At 53.1% G+C, this 21,587-nt stretch carries 13 protein-coding genes and 1 pseudogene; 10 read left to right on the top strand and 4 right to left on the bottom strand.

Annotated elements, in window-relative coordinates; genetic code table 11:
* Positions 1-2: 2 nt before the first annotated feature.
* On the bottom strand, positions 3-1,352 hold the full coding sequence (locus HMPREF0645_RS12170) for a PBP1 and LysM peptidoglycan-binding domain-containing protein (protein WP_007175344.1): 1,350 nt from the start codon (positions 1,350-1,352) through the stop codon (positions 3-5).
* Positions 1,353-1,984: 632 nt separating this feature from the next.
* Between HMPREF0645_RS12170 and ruvA the strand changes: the two genes are divergently transcribed.
* Positions 1,985-2,605: a Holliday junction branch migration protein RuvA gene (gene ruvA / locus HMPREF0645_RS12165; protein ID WP_007175342.1), complete on the top strand. Its 621-nt coding sequence runs from the start codon at positions 1,985-1,987 to the stop codon at positions 2,603-2,605.
* A 56-nt stretch (positions 2,606-2,661) separates the two neighbouring features.
* Positions 2,662-10,305: a T9SS outer membrane translocon Sov/SprA gene (gene sov, locus HMPREF0645_RS12160; protein WP_007175341.1), complete on the top strand. Its 7,644-nt coding sequence runs from the start codon at positions 2,662-2,664 to the stop codon at positions 10,303-10,305.
* Positions 10,306-10,432: 127 nt separating this feature from the next.
* On the opposite strand, the gene HMPREF0645_RS12155 is transcribed toward sov, so the two are convergent.
* Complete coding sequence (locus HMPREF0645_RS12155; protein WP_007175340.1) at positions 10,433-10,981, bottom strand: glutathione peroxidase; 549 nt, start codon at positions 10,979-10,981, stop codon at positions 10,433-10,435.
* A 410-nt stretch (positions 10,982-11,391) separates the two neighbouring features.
* On the opposite strand from HMPREF0645_RS12155, the gene HMPREF0645_RS12150 reads away from it, so the two are divergent.
* The 6 genes from HMPREF0645_RS12150 (at position 11,392) to nrdG (ending at position 17,490) form a co-directional block, all read left to right on the top strand.
* The gene (locus tag HMPREF0645_RS12150) at positions 11,392-11,850 is read left to right on the top strand and encodes a hypothetical protein (RefSeq protein WP_007175339.1); all 459 of its coding nucleotides are present in this window, start codon (positions 11,392-11,394) and stop codon (positions 11,848-11,850) included.
* A 496-nt stretch (positions 11,851-12,346) separates the two neighbouring features.
* The gene (locus tag HMPREF0645_RS12140) at positions 12,347-13,198 is read left to right on the top strand and encodes an O-fucosyltransferase family protein (protein WP_245544031.1); all 852 of its coding nucleotides are present in this window, start codon (positions 12,347-12,349) and stop codon (positions 13,196-13,198) included.
* 272 nt (positions 13,199-13,470) lie between these two features.
* Positions 13,471-13,848 (top strand): hypothetical protein, encoded by a 378-nt coding sequence (locus HMPREF0645_RS14505; RefSeq protein ID WP_007175337.1) that lies wholly within the window; start codon positions 13,471-13,473, stop codon positions 13,846-13,848.
* Positions 13,826-14,044, top strand: a complete 219-nt coding sequence (locus HMPREF0645_RS14500; protein WP_473234613.1) for a hypothetical protein — start codon at positions 13,826-13,828, stop codon at positions 14,042-14,044. Before HMPREF0645_RS14505 ends, HMPREF0645_RS14500 begins: the two co-directional genes overlap by 23 nt.
* Before the next feature lie 315 nt (positions 14,045-14,359).
* Entirely contained in the window at positions 14,360-16,573 is a 2,214-nt protein-coding gene (locus tag HMPREF0645_RS12125) for an anaerobic ribonucleoside triphosphate reductase (protein ID WP_007175336.1), read from the top strand.
* Between the two features lie 305 nt (positions 16,574-16,878).
* Positions 16,879-17,490, top strand: coding sequence for an anaerobic ribonucleoside-triphosphate reductase activating protein (nrdG, locus tag HMPREF0645_RS12120; protein WP_007175335.1), 612 nt, complete (start codon positions 16,879-16,881; stop codon positions 17,488-17,490).
* Between the two features lie 33 nt (positions 17,491-17,523).
* Here nrdG and HMPREF0645_RS12115 read toward each other — a convergent pair whose 3' ends face one another.
* On the bottom strand, positions 17,524-18,456 hold the full coding sequence (locus HMPREF0645_RS12115) for a diacylglycerol/lipid kinase family protein (RefSeq protein ID WP_007175334.1): 933 nt from the start codon (positions 18,454-18,456) through the stop codon (positions 17,524-17,526).
* The gene (gene miaA, locus HMPREF0645_RS12110; protein WP_419185650.1) at positions 18,432-19,373 is read right to left on the bottom strand and encodes a tRNA (adenosine(37)-N6)-dimethylallyltransferase MiaA; all 942 of its coding nucleotides are present in this window, start codon (positions 19,371-19,373) and stop codon (positions 18,432-18,434) included. Before miaA ends, HMPREF0645_RS12115 begins: the two co-directional genes overlap by 25 nt.
* A 747-nt stretch (positions 19,374-20,120) precedes the next feature.
* Here miaA and HMPREF0645_RS12105 point away from each other — a divergent pair.
* Together HMPREF0645_RS12105 and HMPREF0645_RS12100 are read left to right on the top strand one after the other, a co-directional pair.
* Positions 20,121-21,029: pseudogene (locus HMPREF0645_RS12105) on the top strand (tyrosine-type recombinase/integrase); the annotation flags it as partial.
* The gene (locus tag HMPREF0645_RS12100) at positions 21,026-21,442 is read left to right on the top strand and encodes a hypothetical protein (RefSeq protein WP_007175331.1); all 417 of its coding nucleotides are present in this window, start codon (positions 21,026-21,028) and stop codon (positions 21,440-21,442) included. The pseudogene HMPREF0645_RS12105 and the gene HMPREF0645_RS12100, both read left to right, overlap by 4 nt.
* Positions 21,443-21,587 lie beyond the last annotated feature (145 nt).

Raw genomic sequence — 21,587 nt, 5'->3', positions numbered from 1 at the left:
GCTTAGTAAGCAATGGATTCGATGCGGTTGCCGGGGGCATAGTGTATGAGTTGGAAAAACTGGTTTTGCATGCCGGCAGACCCCACCTGCCCGAACTTCAGCGGGCTCTGCAGCGGTGTGTAGGAACTCTGCCCCTTGGTGCCTTTGAAGTTCTTGCCGTGACTGACGAGTCCCCGGATGAAGAACTGGGCTTGGTCATATCCCGTGATGGCAAACCGTGGCAGCGCGTGCTGCATGTCCTGCCGGAACCATCGGCGGTAGTTCTGCTCCAAGCGCCTCGTCGCAGCATTCATGGGGTTATAGTAAAAATGGGTGGGGATGTAAGTGTCGAAGCGGTGAAACCGGTTCAGATTGTTCTCCGTGTACATCAGCCATTCGGTGTAGCCAAAGAGCGAGATGCGCAGCGAGGGCTGGTTGTTCTGCAGGCTCTCGAGCTTGGCCAGGGCGATGTTCAGTTCCGGCGACCGCCCCGTATTCAGGATAACCACATTGGGCTGGTTGGTGCGAAAGGCCTTGACAAACATGGCCTCGCTGTTGTTCAGATTGGTGATGCTGTAGGCTATTTTCCTGTTTTCCAATCGGTTGCGAAGGGCGAAGGTGAAGATGCCTTTCCTCGAGGTGGAGTCGTTGCAATCCACAAACACCGGATGGGCATTGGGGAAGCGCTGCAAGAAAGCCTCGATGGCGCTGTTGTTCAGCTTGTCGGGAGATTCCCATACCTGGAAAATCTGACTGTAGCGGGCCACGTCGTCTCCGTTGATGGAGAAGGGGATGACCAATTTGATGTCGCGCGCCTTGCAAAATTCGGCCAGGGCGCGCACCTGGTGGGTGTAGAGCGGGCCGAAGATCACGTCGCACTGTGCGGCGGCCGGGTCTTTGGTAAACTGAGTGATGTCGGCATCGATGTTCACGTTCCAGGCGTGCACGTCGGTCGATAGGCCGGCCGCCTTGAGGTCTTCGAGCGCCAGGAGAAATCCCCGATAATATTCCACCATGCGACGCCCGTCGCCGTCCACATCGTGCAGGGGCAGCATCACGCCCACCCTGACGGGTCTGCTTCCGAAAGCCACCTTGTTCTGGGGCTTGGGTGCAGTGCCCTGCTTCACGGCCTCGGGCTTGGGAAAGGGAATAAAGATATAGTCACCCTTTTTCAGCTCATAGCCCTCGACCTTCATCTCGGGGTTGGCCTCCATCAGTTCCGGCATGGTGATGCCGTATTTCTTGGCAATGCCGAAGATGGTGTCTTTCTTTTTCACCTTATACATATCCTGCCACTTGTTCACCTGGGCAGAAGCGTTGGCCACAAAGCAGAATGCTACGGCAACCAACAAATATCGCAATACTTTTCTCATATCTTCTTTACATGCAAAATGCTACTACCCTGCAAAAATACAAAAGTTCGATGTAAAAATGGCTAAAAAACCAAAGATTATTGTCGCGCGCGCCGCCTTTTGTCAAAAAAGATGAATGCTTTTTCGGTCAGGAATTTCGAAGCATTTAGAGAAAAAAGCGCCATGTTTTTGAACGTCAAACCAGGTCGGACATGCAGAAAAATCTTGCGGCGCTGCGGTTGAGGCCTTGTGGCGCTGCGGTTGAGGTTCCATCACCATGCGACGAAACCTTAATTGCGACGCGGTTAGGCTGTATCCGCACTGCGATTGCATAGTGAACCGCGGATGAGGAAACTGATTAGATTTTGGCTTTTGAGGTAATTGGTTGGTAATTAGGGGACTACGAATTTCACGAATTTCGCGAATTTCAGGGAAGGAGGGGGTTGGTTTTTAAATTCGCGAAACCTGAACGGGCAATTGTAAGATTTTCTGCCGGTGGCGATTTGGTCGGGCATCACCCTTCGCGGAGAACGGGGGCGGGGGCACGGCCGCCCTACGGCTCCGACGGTCAGGCCGCAACTTGTTTTCTGCCGGAGATGCAATAATCGGTGGGATTCGTGCGTTATTAGAGCGTATATACAATTTTTGCAAACATGATCGAATATATTCAAGGTGAGCTGACAGAGCTCACGCCGGCTCTGGCTGTGGTGGAGACCGGCGGAATAGGTTATGCCCTGAGCATTTCGCTCAACACCTACGACGACATCCAGGGCAAGAAGGCCGTGAAACTCTATGTTCACGAGGCCATCCAGACCGGTGGACGCGACGACAACTACACGCTCTATGGGTTTGCCTCCAAGCAGGAGCGCGAGCTCTATCGCATGCTCATCACTGTGTCGGGGGTGGGGGCCAACACGGCTCGCACCATGCTCTCGTCGCTCACTCCCAAGGAACTGTGCAACGCCATTGCCAACGGCAACGAGAAACTCATCAAGAGTGTGAAGGGCATTGGACTGAAAACGGCACAGCGCGTCATCGTCGACCTGCGCGACAAAATCGTTAGTTCGGGCATTGCCGAGGTGCTGCATGCCGGCACCCCTGACACCAAGGTCTCGGCTGTGAACACGGCCGTGAAAGACGAGGCAGTCTCGGCCCTGACCATGCTGGGCTTCTCGCCGGCGCCTGCGACCAAGACGGTGACGGCTATCCTCACCGAACAGCCCGACATGGTTGTGGAAATGGTGGTGAAGGAAGCCCTGAAGCGCATCAAGTAGGGCTGTCTGCTGTCTGCCCTTGAGCCTTGCCTGCGGGAGAAGTCAAACACGAAAGCATGAGAATCGGGAAACAATATGTCATTATTTTGCTGATGCTGGCCATGACCATGGTCAGCTATGCCGTTGTGTCCCCGTTTTTCCAGGTAGACCCCGCGCGTCGCAACGCCAACGCTCCAACCGCCACCAACCCCCCGGCACAGCCTGTGGCGAGCGACAGCAGCGAGACGCCCGACTCGCTCATCAACCCGCGGTGGAAAATCCAGCGCACCACGCCGATTACCTACGACGACCTCGACCAGAACGCCATGGACCTGAACCGTCCCGAGGGATTGCGGTATGAGGTGACCTACAACGACACCATCAACCGCTATATCATCGGTACCAAGATGGGCTCCACCTATCTCGCGGCACCCATCATGATGACGCCGGAGGAATATATGAAGTGGAGTGAGAAGCACGGCCGCGACGCTTTCTACCGCAGCAAGAACGACGAGATATACCGAGCCAAGGGCAAGGAGAAGTTCAGCTTTGCCGACATGCATTTCGACCTCGGCCCGGCCGAGAAGATTTTTGGTCCCGGCGGTGTGCGCATCCGGACGCAGGGAACGGCCGAGGTGAAACTCGGCGCCACGTTCAAGAGCATCGACAACCCCTCGCTTCCCATCCGCAACCGCAAGGTAACCACGATGGATTTCGACGAAAAGATTAACATTAACGTGAACGGTAAGGTGGGCGACAAGGTGAACATGAACCTGAACTACAACACCGATGCGACCTTCGACTTCGACGCGCAGAACATGAAGCTCAAGTATGACGGCAAGGAAGACGAGATCATCAAGCTCGTCGAGGGTGGCAATGTGTCGTTCCCATCAAACTCGTCGTTGGTGCAGGGGGCGAGCAGCCTGTTCGGATTGCGCACCGACATGCAGTTTGGCAAACTGAGTCTGCAATTGGTGGCCTCGCAGAAGAAGAGTTCGTCGAAGAGTGTGTCCAGCAAGGGCGGCAAGCAGCTCACGCCCTTTGAGATCGGCGCTGCCGACTATGAGGAAAACCGCCACTTCTTTCTCTCGCAGTATTTCCGCAACCATTACGACGAGGGCATGAAGACCCTGCCCAACCTCGCCACGGGCGTGAGCATCAGTCGGGTGGAGATATGGGTGACCAACAAGAACGGTACCACCACCAACACGCGCAACATCGTGGCCCTGACCGACTTGGGTGAGAGCACGGGCATCAGCAATGCGATGTGGTCGGCGGCCGGAACCAGAGTGCCGTCGAACGCGGCCAACACCGAGTATGCCACGATGGTGGGGAGCTTGGTAGGTGCGCGCAGCATCGACCAGACGTCGGGTGTGCTCGAGGGGGCTGGTCTGGTGGGTGGTGTCGACTATGAGAAACTGCAGAGTGCACGTCTCCTCAATCCCTCCGAATACACCCTGAACCGCGCCCTGGGCTATGTCTCCCTGCGCAGTTCGCTGCAGACCGACCAGGTGCTGGCCGTGGCCTATGAGTATACCTACGGTGGGCGTACCTACCAGGTGGGTGAGTTTGCCAGCGACATCACCGACGTGGGGCAGTCGCTGTTTGTCAAGGCGCTGAAAAACACCAGCAACAATCCCCGGCAGGGCAACTGGGGACTGATGATGAAGAACGTGTATTACCTGGCGTCGAACGTGGAAAAAGACAAGTTCCGCCTCGACGTGAAGTTCCAGAGCGACACAGCCGGCGTATACCTTTCTTATATTCCCGAGCAGCAGGTGAAGAGTCAACCGCTCATCCGACTGCTTGGTGCCGACCGGTTGGACAATAACAACAAGGCTCACCCCAACGGCTATTTCGACTTCGTGGAGGGCTACACCGTGACCGATGGGCGCGTGTTCTTCCCGGCGGCCGAGCCCTTTGGCAGGTATCTCTACAACTATTTGGTGGGCAAAGGCGTGAGTGAGGCCACGGCGCAGAAATATGCCTTCACCGAGCTGTACGACTCCACCAAGACCATTGCCCGGCAGATAGCCGAGAAGGACAAGTATCTGTTGCAGGGTCAGTATCGTGGAACGTCGGCCAATGTCATATCCCTTGGAGCCTACAGTGTGCCGCAGGGGTCGGTGGTGGTGACGGCCGGCGGCGTAAGACTGACCGAGGGTGCCGACTATTCGGTGGACTACAGTGCCGGGGAGGTGACCATTTTGAACCAGAGTATCATCGATGCCGGCACACCCGTCAATGTGTCGTTGGAGAGTCAGACGGCTTATTCGCAGGAGCGCAAGACGATGTTTGGCATGAACTGGGCCTACGATTTCTCCAAGAATTTCCAGCTCTCGGGTACGCTGCAACACCTCTCCGAGCAGTCGCTCACTACCAAGGTGCCCATGGGTAGGGAGCCGTTGAACAACACGTTGTGGGGCATCAACATGAACTGGAAGAAGGAAAGCCAGTGGCTCACCAACATGCTCGACAAGATTCCCTTGCTCCATCTCACCCAGCCCTCGCAGATATCGTTCTCCGGAGAGTTTGCGCAGCTCATCGCCGGACAGAGCCGTGGGGTGCAGGACAATGCCTCCTATCTCGACGATTTCGAGAGCACCACCGAGAAGTTGGACGTTTCCACCCCCATCAACTGGGTGCTGTCGAGTGTGCCTTCGATGTTTCCCGAGAGCAAAGACCGCACGGGTCTGACCAGCGGTTATAACCGTTCGCAGATGGCCTGGTACACCATCGACCCGCTGTTCACCCGTCGCAGCAGCAGCCTGACGCCTGCCCATATCAAGAGCGACCTCGACCAGCTGAGCGATGCCTACGTGAGAGAAGTCTATGTGAGCGACCTTTACCCCCAGCGCGACCGCAACAGCTACAGCGGAGCTACCTCCACGTTGCCCATCATGAACCTGGCCTATTACCCCAACGAGCGCGGGCCCTACAACTTTAACCCCAACCTGTTGCCCGACGGACGGCTCGCCAGCCCGAAAAACCACTGGGGCGGCATGATGCGTAAGCTCGACATGAGCGACTTCGAGGCCGCCAACGTGGAATATATCGAGTTTTGGATGCTCGACCCCTTTATCAATAGCAGCAAGCAACCCAATGCCTCGGAATACGGAGGAGACTTCTACATCAACCTCGGGGAGGTGTCGGAGGACATCCTGTGCGACGGCAAGAAGTTCTATGAGAGTGGTATGCCGGTCGACGGGTCAGACAAATTTATCTATACCCAGTGGGGTAAGATACCCGTGCAAAGCACGGTGACCTACGCCTTTGCCACGACCAAGGGCAGTCGCAAGCTGCAGGACGTGGGCTACAACGGACTGAACGACACCGAGGAACAGCAGTTTCAATCTTACCAAGACTACCTCACCCAAATGAAGGGTAAGGTGAATGCCGCCGTGTGGGATTCCATCTGGGCCGACCCGGCCAACGACAACTACCACTATTTCCGTGGTTCAGACCTCGATCAAATCAAGGCGCCCATCCTGCGTCGATACAAGTATATCAACAATCCGCAGGGCAACTCGCCCGACAACAACAGCCGCACCGAAGGCTATGACACCTCTTACAAGACCACGCCCGACGTGGAAGACATCAATCAGGACTTCACATTGAATGAATACGAGAAGTATTATCAGTATCGGGTTTCTATCCGTCCCGAGGACCTTGTGGTGGGCAAGAACTTCATTGTAGACAAGCGCGAATCGAAGCGCACGGCCCGCAACGGCACGTCGCCCACGCTCACGTGGTATCTGTTCCGCATCCCGGTGGATCGGTATGAGAGTCGCCACGGCTCCATCTCCGACTTCAGCAGCATTCGTTTCATGCGTATGTTCCTCACAAACTTCGAGCATCCGGTGGTGATGCGGTTCGCAAGCCTTGACCTGGTGCGTGGCACTTGGCGGTCATACGAGCAGAAATTGGACAACTCCGCGTCCACGGGGGCCATGACAACGGCATCGGTGAGCATCGAAGAAAATAACGATAAGACGCCCGTTAACTATGTTTTGCCGCCCGGAATAACCCGCGAGCAAGACCCAACGCAGCCGCAACTCGTGCAGGCCAACGAGCAGGCGCTCGACATCAACGTGTCGAACCTCTCGAGTGGAGAATCGAAAGCCGTATACAAGAAAACCATGCAGGACCTCCGGCAGTACAAACGTATCCAGATGTTTGTGCATGCCAATGCCCACGAACAGAACATTACCAACCTGCAGGACGGTCAGTTGGCCGTGTTTGTGCGCTTGGGTTCCGACTACAAGAACAACTATTATGAATACGAGATACCCCTGAAGCTCACGCCACCGGGCAAGTACAATCGGATGCTTCGGTCCGATTGCATCGCCGTTTGGCCTGAGGAGAACATGCTCAACATACCCCTCTCGGTGTTCACCGCAACCAAAAAGGTGCGCAACCAACAGAAGGGTCTCGGGCTCGCCTCATTCAATCGCCCCTACGAAGTCTACGACAACGGACATCCGCAAAACAAGATTACCGTGATGGGAAACCCCACACTGGGCGAGGTAAAGGTGATGATGATTGGCGTGCGCAACCTCTCTTCCGAGACCAAGAGCGGCGAGGTGTGGGTGAACGAACTGCGTTTGCAGGAATACAGCAACTCCGGTGGATGGGCGGCCAACGGCAATTTGAATGTCCAAATGTCAGACTTGGGCACATTGAACCTCCGTGGACGCTATGTGAGTCAGGGCTTTGGCGGACTGGAAGAGGGTGTGGACAGTCGTTCACAGGACGATCAAGGCGATGTCTCCTTTATGACCAACATCGAGCTTGGCAAGTTCTTTCCCGACAAGGCCAAGGTGTCGGCGCCGCTCTATTACAGTGTGACCAAACAGGTGACACGACCCAAATACAACCCCCTCGACACCGACATGGAGCTCAAGGAAGCCTTAGACGGCGCACCGACACGCCACGATCGCGATTCCATTGAGCGTATTGCCGTGACCAAGTCCATCAACACCAACTTCTCGCTGTCCAATGTGAAGGTGGGCATACAGAACAAGCGTCACCCCATGCCCTACGATCCGGCCAACTTCTCGTTCTTCTACAGCCATAGCCACAGTCATATTCAGGGCGAAACCACGGTCTACGAGAACGAGGACGACTGGCGCGGGGGCATGAACTACAGCTGGACACCGGTCTACAAGGCATGGGAACCCTTCCGAAAAGCCAAGGGCAAGAGCAAGTGGCTCGACTTCCCCAAGCGGTTCGGACTGAACTGGTTGCCGCAGAATGTGAGCTTCAACACCGATCTTTCACGCCACTATTATGAGTTCCAGGAACGCGACATGGAGGCCCTCGAGAATGCCGCCTTGCCGTTAGTGTTTGCCCAACAGTTCCTCTGGAACCGCGAATTCCAACTGCGCTGGGACTTGACCCGCAACCTGCACATGAACTTCCGCAGTGCCACCCATGCCGAAGTGGAGGAACCCTACACGCCGGTGAACAAGGATCTGTATCCCACTCGCTACGAGGCATGGAAGGACTCGGTGTGGAGAAGCATCCGAAGTTTGGGCACTCCGCTCGATTATCAGCAAAACTTTACGGCTTCCTACCAGTTGCCGCTCAACCTGTTGCCCATCTTCGACTGGCTCAACAGCGATGCCTCCTACAACGCGACGTACAACTGGTTGCGCGGCACCAAGCTCGAAGACGGCACCTCTCTGGGCAACACCATACAGAATAACCGCCAGCTCAACATCAACGGCACATTCGATTTGGTGAGACTCTACAACCACAGTGCGTTCCTCAGGAAGGCCAACGAGCGGTTCAGCAAGGAGCCGAGCCGAACGGACATCAACAAGAAGAAGGAGGCTCGAGAACGGGCTAAGGCTGAAAAGAAAAAGCAACAACAAGCCGAAGCCAAGGCGCGCGAGCAGGCCTTGGCCGACGGCAAGGACCCCGACGAGGCCGTGAGACAGCTTCGTGAGAGCAACAAACAGGCCGCACAGAAGAAGGCTGCGCTGCCCAAGAACAAGCATTCCTTTGAGAAAGAGATTACGCTTCGACCCGACACCACCATCGAGGTGAGCCACGGGCGGAAGACCAAGCGCCTCATGGTCTCGGCCAAAACAGCCGACGGCAAACGCCTGAAACTGCGATTCAGAAAGCTCGACGACAACAAGATACGCATCAAGAGCAACGTGGACTCGACTCTGAAGGTCAAACTCACCGTCACTCCCAAGTCGCCCCTCGACGAGAAAAAGTGGTACAGGGTGGCTCAATCCATGGCACGCGTGGCCATGATGGTACGGAATGTGAGCATCTCCTACCGCAATCAGTACGCCATGGCACTACCCGGTTTCATGCCCAACATTGGCGATGCCTTTGGCCAGACCAACCGCACGGGAGCCAATGTCCTCTCTCCCGGACTTGACTTTGCGTTCGGACTGATTGGCAACGACTACATTGAGAAGGCTCGTAGCAACAACTGGCTGCTCATCAATGACAGTGTGGCGACGCCGGCAACCACCAACCTGACCGAGGACCTGCAGGTGCGCATGAAGCTCGAACCGGTGAGAAACCTCATCATCGACCTCAACGCCAGTCGCACGATGACAACGGCCAAGAGCGTGCAGTATATGTATGAGGGCAACCCCACCACGCAGACCGGCATGTTCACCATGACCACCATGTCGCTGGGTTCGGCCTTCGAGGGCATGGGCAGTGCCGACAACGGCTTCAGGAGTGCCACTTTTGAGAAGTTCTGCCAAGCCATCACGACCTTCCGGGAGCGTGTCGAAGCCCGCTATGTCGGAACCCAATACCCCGCTGGTACGGCTCTGGCCGGCCGCCCGTTCGACCCCGCCAACGGAAGCGTGAACCCCTACAGTGCCGACGTGATGGTGCCGGCCTTCCTCAATACCTACACCGGCATGGGCGGCAACGGGCTCAACATCTTCCCCACGCTCAGGCAGTTGCTGCCCAACTGGACCATGCGCTACAGCGGATTGGGCAAACTGCCCGGACTGCGCGACTATTTCAAGAGCGTGAACCTGAACCACAGCTACAAGAGTGTCTTTGCCATCGGTTCCTACCAGAGCTATTCCACCTATATGCAACTCATGGGGCCGGGCATGGGCTTCATCAGCGATGCCACCACCGGCAACCCCGTCCCCAACTCGATGTACAATATTTCCACGGCAAGCATCAGCGAATCGTTCTCGCCGCTACTGGGGGTTGATGTCACGTTGCAGAACAATATGACGGCCAAGGTGGAATACCGGCAGACGCGCATTCTCTCCCTCTCGATGACGAGCATCCAGTTGAATGAGGCCGTGAGCAAGGACTGGGTGGTGGGCCTCGGCTATAAGGTCAACAACCTGAACCTTTTCGGACGACGCGGCGCACGGATCGCCCGGGGGCGAAGGAAGACCGGCGGCACCACCACCACGCAGAACAACAACCGCACGACCAGCTCCACGCGCGGCGGGGTGAACAACGACCTGAACCTCAGGTTGGATATGTCGTATCGCAAGCAGGCCAGCATCACGCGCGACATTGCCACCATGACTTCGGCGGCCAGCAGTGGGAACACAGCCTTCAAATTCTCGTTCATGGCCGACTACACCCTCTCCAAGCTGGTGTCGTTGAGCTTCTACCTCGACCGACAGACCAACACCCCGCTGCTGAGCAGCAGCAGCTATCCCACCACCACGCAGGACTTCGGTCTGAGCCTGCGGTTCTCGCTCACCCGATAATCCTCCCAGGCCTCGCCCCTGCCACCGCCGTCTCTGCCCGAACCGACGGGCAACGGGCAACCAACAAAAGGCGGCATCCGTGCCCATTGCACAGATGCCGCCAGTCTATAGCTATTTTTCTCCGACTTTACAGCTCGGCCTTGATGGCCTTTTCCACCTCGGCCATGTCTTTGGTCGGCTCGAAGCGCGCAACCACCTTGCCGTCGCGGCTGATGAGGAACTTGGTGAAGTTCCACTTGATGTCGCTGCTCTTGCGCCAGTCGGTGCCTTCCTTGTCGAACATGTCCACCAAGATGGGTGCAATCTTGTGGTCCATATCGAATCCCTGGAAACCCTTCTCGCTCTTCAGCCATTTGTACAGGGGCAGGGCGTTGTCGCCATTTACCTCGCTCTTCTTGAACTGGGGGAACTCCGTGCCAAACTTCAGGCGGCAGAACTCCGTAATATCCTCATCGGATCCGGGAGCTTGTCCACCAAACTGGTTGCAGGGAATATCGAGAATTTCGAAGTCTTTGTCCTTCAGACGACCATACATGGCCTCCAACTCCTCATACTGAGGGGTGAAGCCGCACTCGGTGGCGGTGTTCACAATGAGCAGCACTTTGCCTTTATACTCTGAAAGCTTCACTTCGTTGCCCTTCTTGTCGGACAAGCTGAAATCATAAATTGTTTTCATCTTCTGGTAGTTTTATGAATTGAATAATGATGTCACCGGGACTGCCCGGCGAAACGGTTGTTATCACAAATATAGTGGAAAAGGTTGATAACAGAAACGATTGCCCGAAACTATTAACGATACTTAACCCATCGGTTTGTACAAATTACATTTCTTAATTGTTGTGCGCGCCCTGCCGCGGCAGCCAAGCTGCTCATTCTTTCTACTCCGCCGCCACATGCTACTGGCCTGCGCTTATCGATCGTGCTTGGCTGCAGGGGAAGAAGCAGGGCTATGCCAGTTGGCAACATGCACCGGACTGCTGCCTGAAAAGCAGCTCACGGTCGATGCTGCATGTGTTAAACTTTGTGACGAGCGTGTAATGATTGTGCGGGAAAATGCGTTTATAGAGAGTAAACAACAAGAGCATCATGAAGCAAAGCATGGTTTTGACGGTCGCAGGAGTTGTCCTGACAAACCTGGTGGCATGTGGCGCGGCGGGGTCGTTACGGCGCGCACAGACAGACGTGCCCTACACCGTGGCACACCACTATTATTATAAACTCCACACCGAGGCGCCGGCCAACCCCATGGTCACCACGCGCGCAGAGTTTGACAAACGCTATGGCGAGGCTGCCGTCATGGGGAAGAACGGACAGCCCACCGCCATTGACTTTGAGCGGCAGTTGGCCATCGGCATTGTGCTGCCGCTCACCAACGACCATGTTGAGGTCAGGCCCACACGACTCACTGCCGACGGCGACACACTGGTGCTCTATTATCAGGTGAAGACCCTCGAGCGAAACATGCCCTCGACCATGCGCCCCATGGTCCTTGTCGTGGTGGATCGGGACCACAAGCGCGGCCATTGCAGGTTGCAGCGGGAGTGAACTGTCAAGAAAAGTTCACCATAAACGTGGGTCTGAAAAATCTTGTTCCAGCGCGCAAAAAAGTCTGTTTCGGGTCGACGGAGGTCGTTGGCGGGCATGTAGGAGACGGGTTGGTTGTGCGATTCATATCTAACGGCACGCTGGATAAGCCTTCGACGCACGGCGACGGAAGCCTACTCGCGCGGCGGTTAGGCTTTTGTCGCGATGCCAGAAAGGCCTAACGGCACGACGGTCTGTCGCGAAATCTGCTCGTTTTTCGCTTGCAACCGTGTAACCGTCTGACAGCTTGATATTTATGAAAAACGTCGAAATTTTGGCGTACAGACAGCGAACGACTTTTCGTTTTCAAATACGCGAAGCATGCGAGGGTGTTTGTCCTGAAAAATCAAGTTCCTTTTTTGTCGTCGATGACAGCCTGGAGTGTTAAATTCTGATGTTTTGTAGCGCCCGATTTGTCGTGATGCGGGAAAAGCATTATCTTCGTGGAAAAATCACGATGATGAAAACTCAGGGCAAGTTGTTGCTTGTGCCGGCGGGCGGACTGGCTAACCGAATGCACGCCATCGCCTCCGCCTATAACATGTGCCGCCGGGCCGATGTGGCGATGCGGGTGTTGTGGTTTCAGGACTGGGCGCTCCACGCGCCGTTTCACGCTATTTTTCGCGACTCGGACTTGATCCAAGTGCGCGAGGCTTCGCTGGTGGACCACGTGGTGTATGACCGTCCGCGACGGCGCAACCTTTGTGTGCCGCGACTGTTTCAGAACCTGCTGTTCGACCAGCGCATCGACGAGGAGCAGGTGACGGCATTGGTGGAGCAGGACTTTGACTTTGTGCAGTGGGCGAGGGATCACAACAGTTATATGAGTTGCTTTCGCGAGTTTGGCACGTTCGATGACGCGATTTACAGCCGCCTCTTCCGTCCTGTGGCTCAGGTGGAGGAGCAGGTGGAGCGCTTGGTGTCGCAGTTGGGCACGCGCGCTATCGGATTTCACATCCGTAGAACTGACAACCGACGGAGCATTGAGAACAGTCCGCTGTCGCTGTTTGTGGAGGCGGGACAGCGGGAGTTGGCCAATTGTCCGGACACTAAGATTTTTCTGGCCACTGACGACGAGCCTACCAAGAGGCAGCTGACGGAGATTTTTGGCGATCGATTGGTGATGCAGCAGGCTGAGGCCGACCGAAGCAGTACGCAGGGCATACGGGGTGGGCTGGTGGACCTGTACACGCTGGCTCGCACGGAGGTGGTGTATGGCTCGGAGGGCAGCTCCTTCTCGATAATGGCGGGGAAGATTGGAGGAAAACGGGTGGTAATTCAAAATTCACAATTCACAATTCACAATTAGGCTAACGCATTGGTAATGCAATATACGATAGCAGGAGGTCGTGAAATGTCGTGAACGTCGTTGCGAAATACGCTTTATGTCGATGCAGATATTCTAAGATTAATCTTGCGAAGCAAGAACTTAAGATTTTCTGCGATAAGCTTTCTGTTCAAATAAAAGATATTCTTCAGATATTCTAAGATACCGCATAGCGGTGCGGAGGAGTTTGCAATTCACATTTCACATTTTTCAATTATTCGCAAGCTCATCAACTCGTCACAATCGACTGCGCGTTGATTCTTTACTCTTCACTTTTCACTTCATACGTAGCCAAGGAAAATACGTTTACACCCTCGCTCTCTTTCACACAGCGCCTGAACAACCACACGCTGCTGGCCGGCGTGCAGGGCTACTTCACCAATCTGCGTGAGACCGGACTGTATTGTGTCAATGATGAGGATGACCCTCATCACGGCACGGCCTATACTTCGGTGGGCAAGAAGCATGCCTGCGAGGTTGGCTTCTTTGTGCAGGACGAGTGGACCATTCTTCCCGGGCATGACGGGCGACCTTGTCTTGGAATATACCCCTGGCACGTGGACGTTCTCTGTGAACGGTTCGTTGCAGGGAAAGATGTATATCGACTATATGAAGGACGACGAAGTTGCTGAGAAAATCAAGGAGACACCCACTTTCATGCTCTTCAATGCGCGTGTGGCCAAGCAGCTCGGTGCATTCTCCGTCTATGCCGGAGGGAAGAATATCTTCAGCTATTTGCAGGACGAGAAGCACACGGACAATGCTGCATTCATGTATGCTCCGGTCTATGGAGCCACATGGTATGCCGGCGTGAGTGTGAAGCTGTAGAACCTCATTTTTCCTTCTTTCCTCTTCCCTTTTCATTCTTCACTTTCTCTTCCCTTTCTTTATTCATTCCGAATTTTGTGAATGATGAGGGTATGTTTGTTTCGAAAAGTTTACAAAACGGATGATTTAAAAATTAGAAAACAAATCGAAGTTTTCTTTTTATTTTTATAATATCCTGATAATTAAATGATTGACATTTATTAACATACCAAAAGTTGTCCAAAATGAACAACGTATGGATATATTTGCTATCTTTGCAAGTGAAATGAAAAGCAACTGACAACAAACTTAAATTTACAAAATAACCCCAGAAAAATGATACAGACAGTAGTAAAACGCGACGGTCGGATTGTGGGATTCAACGACCAGAAAATACAGGCAGCCATCCGCAAGGCCATGCTCCATACCGACAAGGGCGAGGACGAGCAGCTCATTGTGAGAATCACAGACCACATTGCCATGAAGGGCAACCCTCAGATGTCGGTGGAGGAAATACAAGATGCTGTGGAGATGGAACTGATGAAGAGTGCGCGCAAGGACGTTGCGCAGAAATACATTGCCTATCGCAACCAGCGTTCCATTGCCCGCAAGGCCAAGACGCGCGACGTGTTCATGGAAATTGTGAACATCCGGAAAAATGAGGTGACTCGTGAGAATGCCAACATGAATGCTGACACGCCCGCCGGGATGATGATGAAGTTTGCGTCGGAAAGCACCAAGCCGTTTGTGGACGACTACCTGCTGTCGGAGGATGTGCGCGATGCGGTGAAACACAACATGATACACATTCACGACAAGGACTACTATCCCACGAAGTCGCTCACGTGTGTGCAGCACCCGCTGGATCATATTTTGAATTATGGATTCGTGGCTGGTCATGGGTCGTCGCGCCCAGCCAAGCGCATCGAGACGGCTGCCGTGTTGGCGTGCATCTCGCTGGAGACCTGTCAGAACGAGATGCACGGCGGACAGGCCATCCCTGCTTTCGACTTCTACCTGGCTCCCTTCGTGCGCTCGTCTTATATAGAAGAGGTGAGTACCCTGGCGCAGTTGGCAGGTCGGAATCTTGACCATTTGAAGGAGGCCGATATAGACGACTATCTGATTAAAGACCTTGAGGGGCTTGAGGGAGACGAACGGCTGAAGCAGCATGCCATCAACAAGACGGTGAACCGCGTGCACCAGGCTATGGAAGCCTTTATCCACAACATGAACACGATACACTCGCGCGGAGGAAACCAAGTGGTGTTCTCGTCGGTGAACTATGGAACGGATACCTCGGCCGAGGGTCGGTGCGTGATGCGCGAGTTGCTCACCTCGACCTACGAAGGTGTGGGCAATGGCGAGACGGCCATCTTCCCGATTCAGATTTGGAAAAAGAAACGCGGCGTGAACTATCTGCCCGGAGACCGGAACTATGACCTCTACCGATATGCCTGCAAGGTGACGGCACGCCGTTTCTTCCCTAACTTCCTGAATCTGGATGCCACCTTCAACCAGCACGAGAAGTGGAATGCCGACGACCCCGAGCGGTATAAGTGGGAAGTGGCGACGATGGGATGCCGCACGCGTGTGTTTGAAAATCGCTTCGGCGAGAAGACATCGGTGGGGCGTGGCAACCTGAGCTTCACGACTATAAATATTGTGAAGATGGCCATCGAATGCATGAACGTGAAGGATCGGGAGGAGCGCATCAACCTGTTCTTTGCCAAACTGGATCATTATCTTGAGTTGACGGCACGCCAGTTGGAGGAACGGTTCCAATTCCAGAAGACGGCTTACAGCAAGCAGTTCCCGCTGCTGATGACAAAACTGTGGAAGGGTTGCGAGAATCTGGGCGAGAACGATACCATTGCCAGTGTGATTAACGAGGGTACGCTGGGCATCGGGTTTATCGGGTTGGCAGAATGCCTCGTGGCACTCACCGGCAAGCATCATGGCGAGAGCAAGGAGTCGCAGGAGCTGGGCGTGAAAATTGTGACCTATATGCGCGACCGTGCCAATGACTTCTCGGAGAAATATCACCACAACTACTCGATTCTCGCTACCCCGGCAGAGGGCCTGAGTGGACGGTTCACGAGGATGGATCGCAAGGAGTTTGGGACAATAGCCGGAGTGACCGATCGCGACTATTACACCAATTCGAACCATGTGCCGGTGTATTACAAGTGCTCGGCACGCCATAAGGCAGAAGTGGAGGCGCCTTATCATGAGTTAACGCGTGGCGGACATATCTTCTATGTGGAAATCGATGGCGATGCCACTCATAACCCGGAGGTGATTATGGGTGTGGTAGACATGATGGATAAGCTGAACATGGGCTACGGCTCAGTGAACCATAACCGTAACCGGTGCATGGAGTGTGGCTACGAGAATGCTGATGCGCACATGGAGGCATGTCCTAAATGCGGCAGTCATCACATCGACCGCCTGCAGCGTATCACAGGATATTTGGTGGGTACCACGGACAGATGGAACAAGGGTAAGTTGGCGGAGCTGAATGATAGGGTGCAGCACGACGGGCTATAGCCTCGCTCCCTGGCTCCCTACGGCCTCTCCCCCCTTACCCCCTCTCCCGTAGGGGAGGGGGAGTAATTACTATGTTGTACGGTGTGTTGTAATATGGTAGGAAGTTAAAGATATTTGATAGAAAGATATAATGTTAGATAATAGAAGCAATTCCTACATTTCAGAGAAAGAAGAACCCCTCCCGTCTCCATCTGTTTATCCAGCATATCACTCCCCCTCTCCCGTAGGGGAGGGGGAGTAATTACTATGTTATACGGAGTGATGTAATATGGTAGGAAGTTAAAGATATTTGATAGAAAGATATAATGTTAGATAATAAAAACAATCCCCGCTTTTCAGAATCAGAAGAACCCCTCCCGTCTCCGTCTGTTTATCCAGCATATCACTCCCCCTCCCCTACGGGAGAGGGGGTAAGGGGGGAGAGGCTTCTTATCCTCTCCATCCTCGAAGACACCATGGTCGACGGCCCCGGCTTCCGTACATCAATCTATTGTGCGGGTTGCCCCAACGAATGTCCGGGCTGCCACAATCCGCAGTCGTGGGACATACGCAACGGACACGAGATGAGCGTCGAGGAGATTATGCAAGTGATTGAAGCCGACCCGTTTGCCAATGTCACCTTCTCGGGTGGCGATCCGATGTTCCAACCCGATGGGTTTGCCGAACTGGCCAAGGCCATCCGGGAGCGGACGAATAAGAATATATGGTGTTTTTCCGGATTCACGTATGAGATGTTGCTGAGGAATCCGCGGCAGCGCCGTTTGCTCGAGTTGCTCGATGTACTTGTAGACGGACCCTTCGTGCAGAAATTACGCGACGAGAGTCTTGTATTCCGCGGTTCGAGTAACCAGCGCATCATTGACGTGCAGGCATCGCTGCGCGAGGGCAGCGTAGTGATGTATCAAGTGTCGGCGTGAGTGTGAAAAAGCCAGCGAGTCAGGAGTTCCGGCTTAAGAAGGGATGAGAAAATTAATAACTTCCTCTTCCACACTGATGGTGTATGGACCCACGGGGGTGCGCATCAGTCGGCCATCAATACCCACCATGGCATTCTCGGCATTCTCCACCCTGACCATGCGGGTGCGGTAGGGGTGAACGCTGCGGTAGTTGAGAATCTTGCCCTTTACAAAAAGATAGATGCCCTCGGCCACTTGGGTCATGGGTGAATGGTAGGCCACCGATACGTCGAGCTGCCCATTGTATGGCACCGCGTTGGGTGTCTGGCCATAGCCGAGCGCATTGCCCACACACATTGTCATGACGCGTCGGTCGATGGTGTCGGAGTTGATTTTGATTCTCATCTTGTATTCCATGCGCTGGAAGAGAAGAAGGATAAACGAAAAGAGGAATGAAAGGGTGCGACTACCAAAGACATGTCGTGTGCGCCGGCGCAGGTTCATGATGGAAGCGATAAGTCCCACGTTGACACAGTTGAGGAAATAGCGGCGGCAGGCAGCGCCTTCCTTGTTGGTATAGCGCAGGCAGCCGAGGTCAATTTTCCGCACATGACGTTTCTTGAGCCACTTGATGGTCTGCGTGTAATTGTCTTCGTCAAATTCCCAGAAGTGTGCAAAGTCGTTCATCATGCCATTGGGAATCACGCCCAGCACCACGCGGTCGCGCTCGGTCTTTTCGACCTCCATCAGGCAGTTCACCGCGTCGTTGAGTGCGGAGTCTCCGCCCACGATTACGATCGTGTGGTAACCGTTGTTAATCATCATCTTGACCAGTCGGTCTACGCTTCCCTTGCTCTCGCTCTGCACGTGGTCGTACTCAATGTTATTCTTCTTCAGACACTGCTGTATCTTTTCCCATCTGCGAGCGGACGATGCAAACAGTCCCGACTTAGGACAATAGATTATTCCCCAGCGATTCTCTTCCATGATATCTTTCGTTTTATTTCATCGATTTTCTGCTGCATCGGGAGCATGGCATCAACCCAGTAGATGGGTGTGCCGCGGCGTTCCATTCCGCGAAACCAGGTCATCTGGCGTTTGGCAAACTGATGGATGGCTATTTCGAGCTGACGGAACATCTCCTCATAGGATAGTTTGCCGATAACATATTCGGTAACAAACTTGTATTCCAAACCATAATATATAATGTCTTCCGCAGGGATTCCCTTGTCGAGAAGTCCGCGGATCTCGTCGACCATTCCCTCGTCCAAGCGTTGTCTTAACCGCCTTGTGATTCTCCGGCGCCGCTCCTCCCGGTCAATGTCGAGACCGATCACGAGCGATCGGATGGGCGACATCTGCCGCTTGCCAGCATCGTGTTCAAGGTTGTAGGTTTCGATCTCGATGGCTCGGATGGCTCGTTGACATGAGTCCACATCAGTGGTGTTGTGCATGTTGGAACCCGTTTTCTGTTTCAGTTCCACAAGTATTTGTGTCAGTTCCTCCATGCTCTTTTGCTCCAATCGAGCCCGCAGTTCCGTGTTGCAGGGCACATCGGGTAGGGCGTATCCTTTCAGAACAGCTTCTATGTACAGTCCTGTTCCACCACAGAGTATCGGTTGCACCCCCCTCGACACCATGTCACGGTAGGCCAACTGGAAGTCCTGTTGGTAGCGGTAAAGGTTGTATTTGGTGCCGGGCTCGGCTATATCGATGAGGTGATAGGGCACCTGACGCCCGTCTACCACATAGTCAGCCAAGTCCTTTCCCGTGCCGATATCCATTCCCCGGTACACCTGTCGGCTGTCGGCGCTGATAATCTCGGCGTCCAAATCGGCGGCCAACTTAGCTGCCAGTGCCGTTTTGCCACAGGCTGTAGGGCCGAGGATGGTAATCAGGGGAATAGATGCGCCGCTGTTTTCTTCCCCGAGGGCGGAGTCGTCGGTTGTAGTGTCTTTGCTTATCACATCGCAAATATAGGTAAAAATAATCAAAAGCACAAAAAAGAAAAACGATAATCACATAATTCTTTTGGTTCATCCGACAATTGGAGTGATAACCCTTAATGAACAGGAGAGGCAGGGTTATACCTGAACAGGATACCTTCTGTGTCCTATTACATCAACTAAAATGGATCATCGTTCATCCATGCAGTTTTGTTTCATCAACAGTTGTCCGGGATGAATCCTGAGACAACAGATACTGATATTTTTTCTGACAAACATCTCTCTATATTTCGCGAATTTAAAAATAAGTTTCCATCGGTTTGAAATTCGTGAAATTTGGGATAATTTGTAGTGGGTTGACAATCAGAGTTTTAACAAATGTGATTTTACTATACGGCTTTTGTCGTCTACGATTAGATATCAAACGCCACTGCGGTTAAACTCTAATCGGATGGCAACTAATCAACGAAAATGAAGAAATGTCGAAGTTGGTGTAAACAGACTGATAATGAGCAGGAAATGGAGTCATTTGCATAAAACAGCTCTGTTCATATAGGGTAGTAATATACAGATTTAAGCAGAAGTTCAGTTACCAAATCATTACCCGATTTTGTCATAGGTAACGATGGAGCAATATTCGGTAACGAAATTATTTTCGCTCGTGTGGCTGTTGCTACGGTCGGCAGTTTTCTGCATAAGTGATATCTCCGTGAATTTGTCGAAAACAAAGGAGTGCAGGACATACCCATCGGAACCATTACAGAGGACTTGTTCGAGGAATACCGCTTCTTTCTCAAAAAGCGTAGACTGAAAGCATCTACCATCAACAGCAACCTCTGCTGGCTGAGCCGACTGATGTTCCGTGCGGTCAGCAAGAGAATTATCCGCTGCAATCCGTTTGAGAATGCCAAGTTTGAGAAAGTGGAAAAGAAGATACGCTTTCTGCAAAAGAGCGATGTGATGAAAGTTATGGCAATGAAGATGAACGACAAGGAAGCGGAGCTGGCAAGACTGATGTTTGTCTTTTCTTGCTTTACAGGCTTGGCTATCTCAGATATGGAGAATTTGGAATACAAGCATATCCAAACGGCAGCGGACGGACAGATGTACATAAGAAAGGAACGTCAGAAGACCAAGGTTGAGTTCATCGTGCCGTTACATCCCATAGCGGAAACCATCATCAGTCATTGCCGGAAAGAGCCAGAAAGAAGCGAGGTACAGCAGACGGTGAAAGAAAAAGGCGACCACCTTGTCTTTCACCGTGATTGCAGCCGCAGTGTCATGGATGCCAAACTGAGTATTGTGGGAAAGGCTTGCGGTATTCGCCAAAGACTTTCCTTTCACATGGCAAGACATACATTCGGCACGATGAGCCTAAGCGCAGGTATTCCCATTGAGAGCATAGCCAAGATGATGGGGCATGCCTCCATATCAAGCACTCAAGTCTATGCGCAGGTAACGGACAGGAAGATATCAGAGGATATGGACAGGCTTATTGCCAAGTACAAGGCAAAGGACAAAAATACTGGAAATGCAGATGTGGAAGCAGCAACGGACACAAAGACAATTCCCTTTGTTGTCAATTCAAATGGCAGAAAGGAGGAAACGGCATGAACGCAAACAATAACTGCCAAAGAAAGGCAGGCGTAACCAATTATCGCAGCATCTTTGATTGGGGCTACAATATGCAGATTGTCCATAGGGGAAACGGGGACATTGCTATGACGGAGGGAGAACTTGCAAGGTTCTTCGGAGTAACGTGGAGCAAACTCAACCACAGACTGCAAACAATTATGAAATCTGCCAACCTGCATCCCGAAGAAAAAGTTGCAGACGAGGAAGAAGTCGTTATCAATGGACAGCTCAAAGGTTATGCTCCGCTCTATTCGCTTCCTATGATTATCGCCTTATCTTTCCTGTTAGATAGCACGGAAGCGCATTTGTTCAGAAAGTACGTCTGTCTAAAGTTGCAGAATTCAGCATCCATGATAACACCGATATTCCTGATAGGCAACAGGCATAATTGATGATAATACTTCCTTTTTCTTTCACCGATATTATCCTACTACATAACTACAATAGAGATAAGACGGTGAAAGAGAAAGGATTGTGCCGTAGTTGGAAGATGGAATAACTATTACTACCAAGTAGCTACATTCTACATCTATGCTT

The organism is Hallella bergensis DSM 17361, assembly GCF_000160535.1.
Classification (GTDB): domain Bacteria; phylum Bacteroidota; class Bacteroidia; order Bacteroidales; family Bacteroidaceae; genus Prevotella; species Prevotella bergensis.
This window is presented reverse-complemented; position numbering and strand designations above follow the sequence as displayed.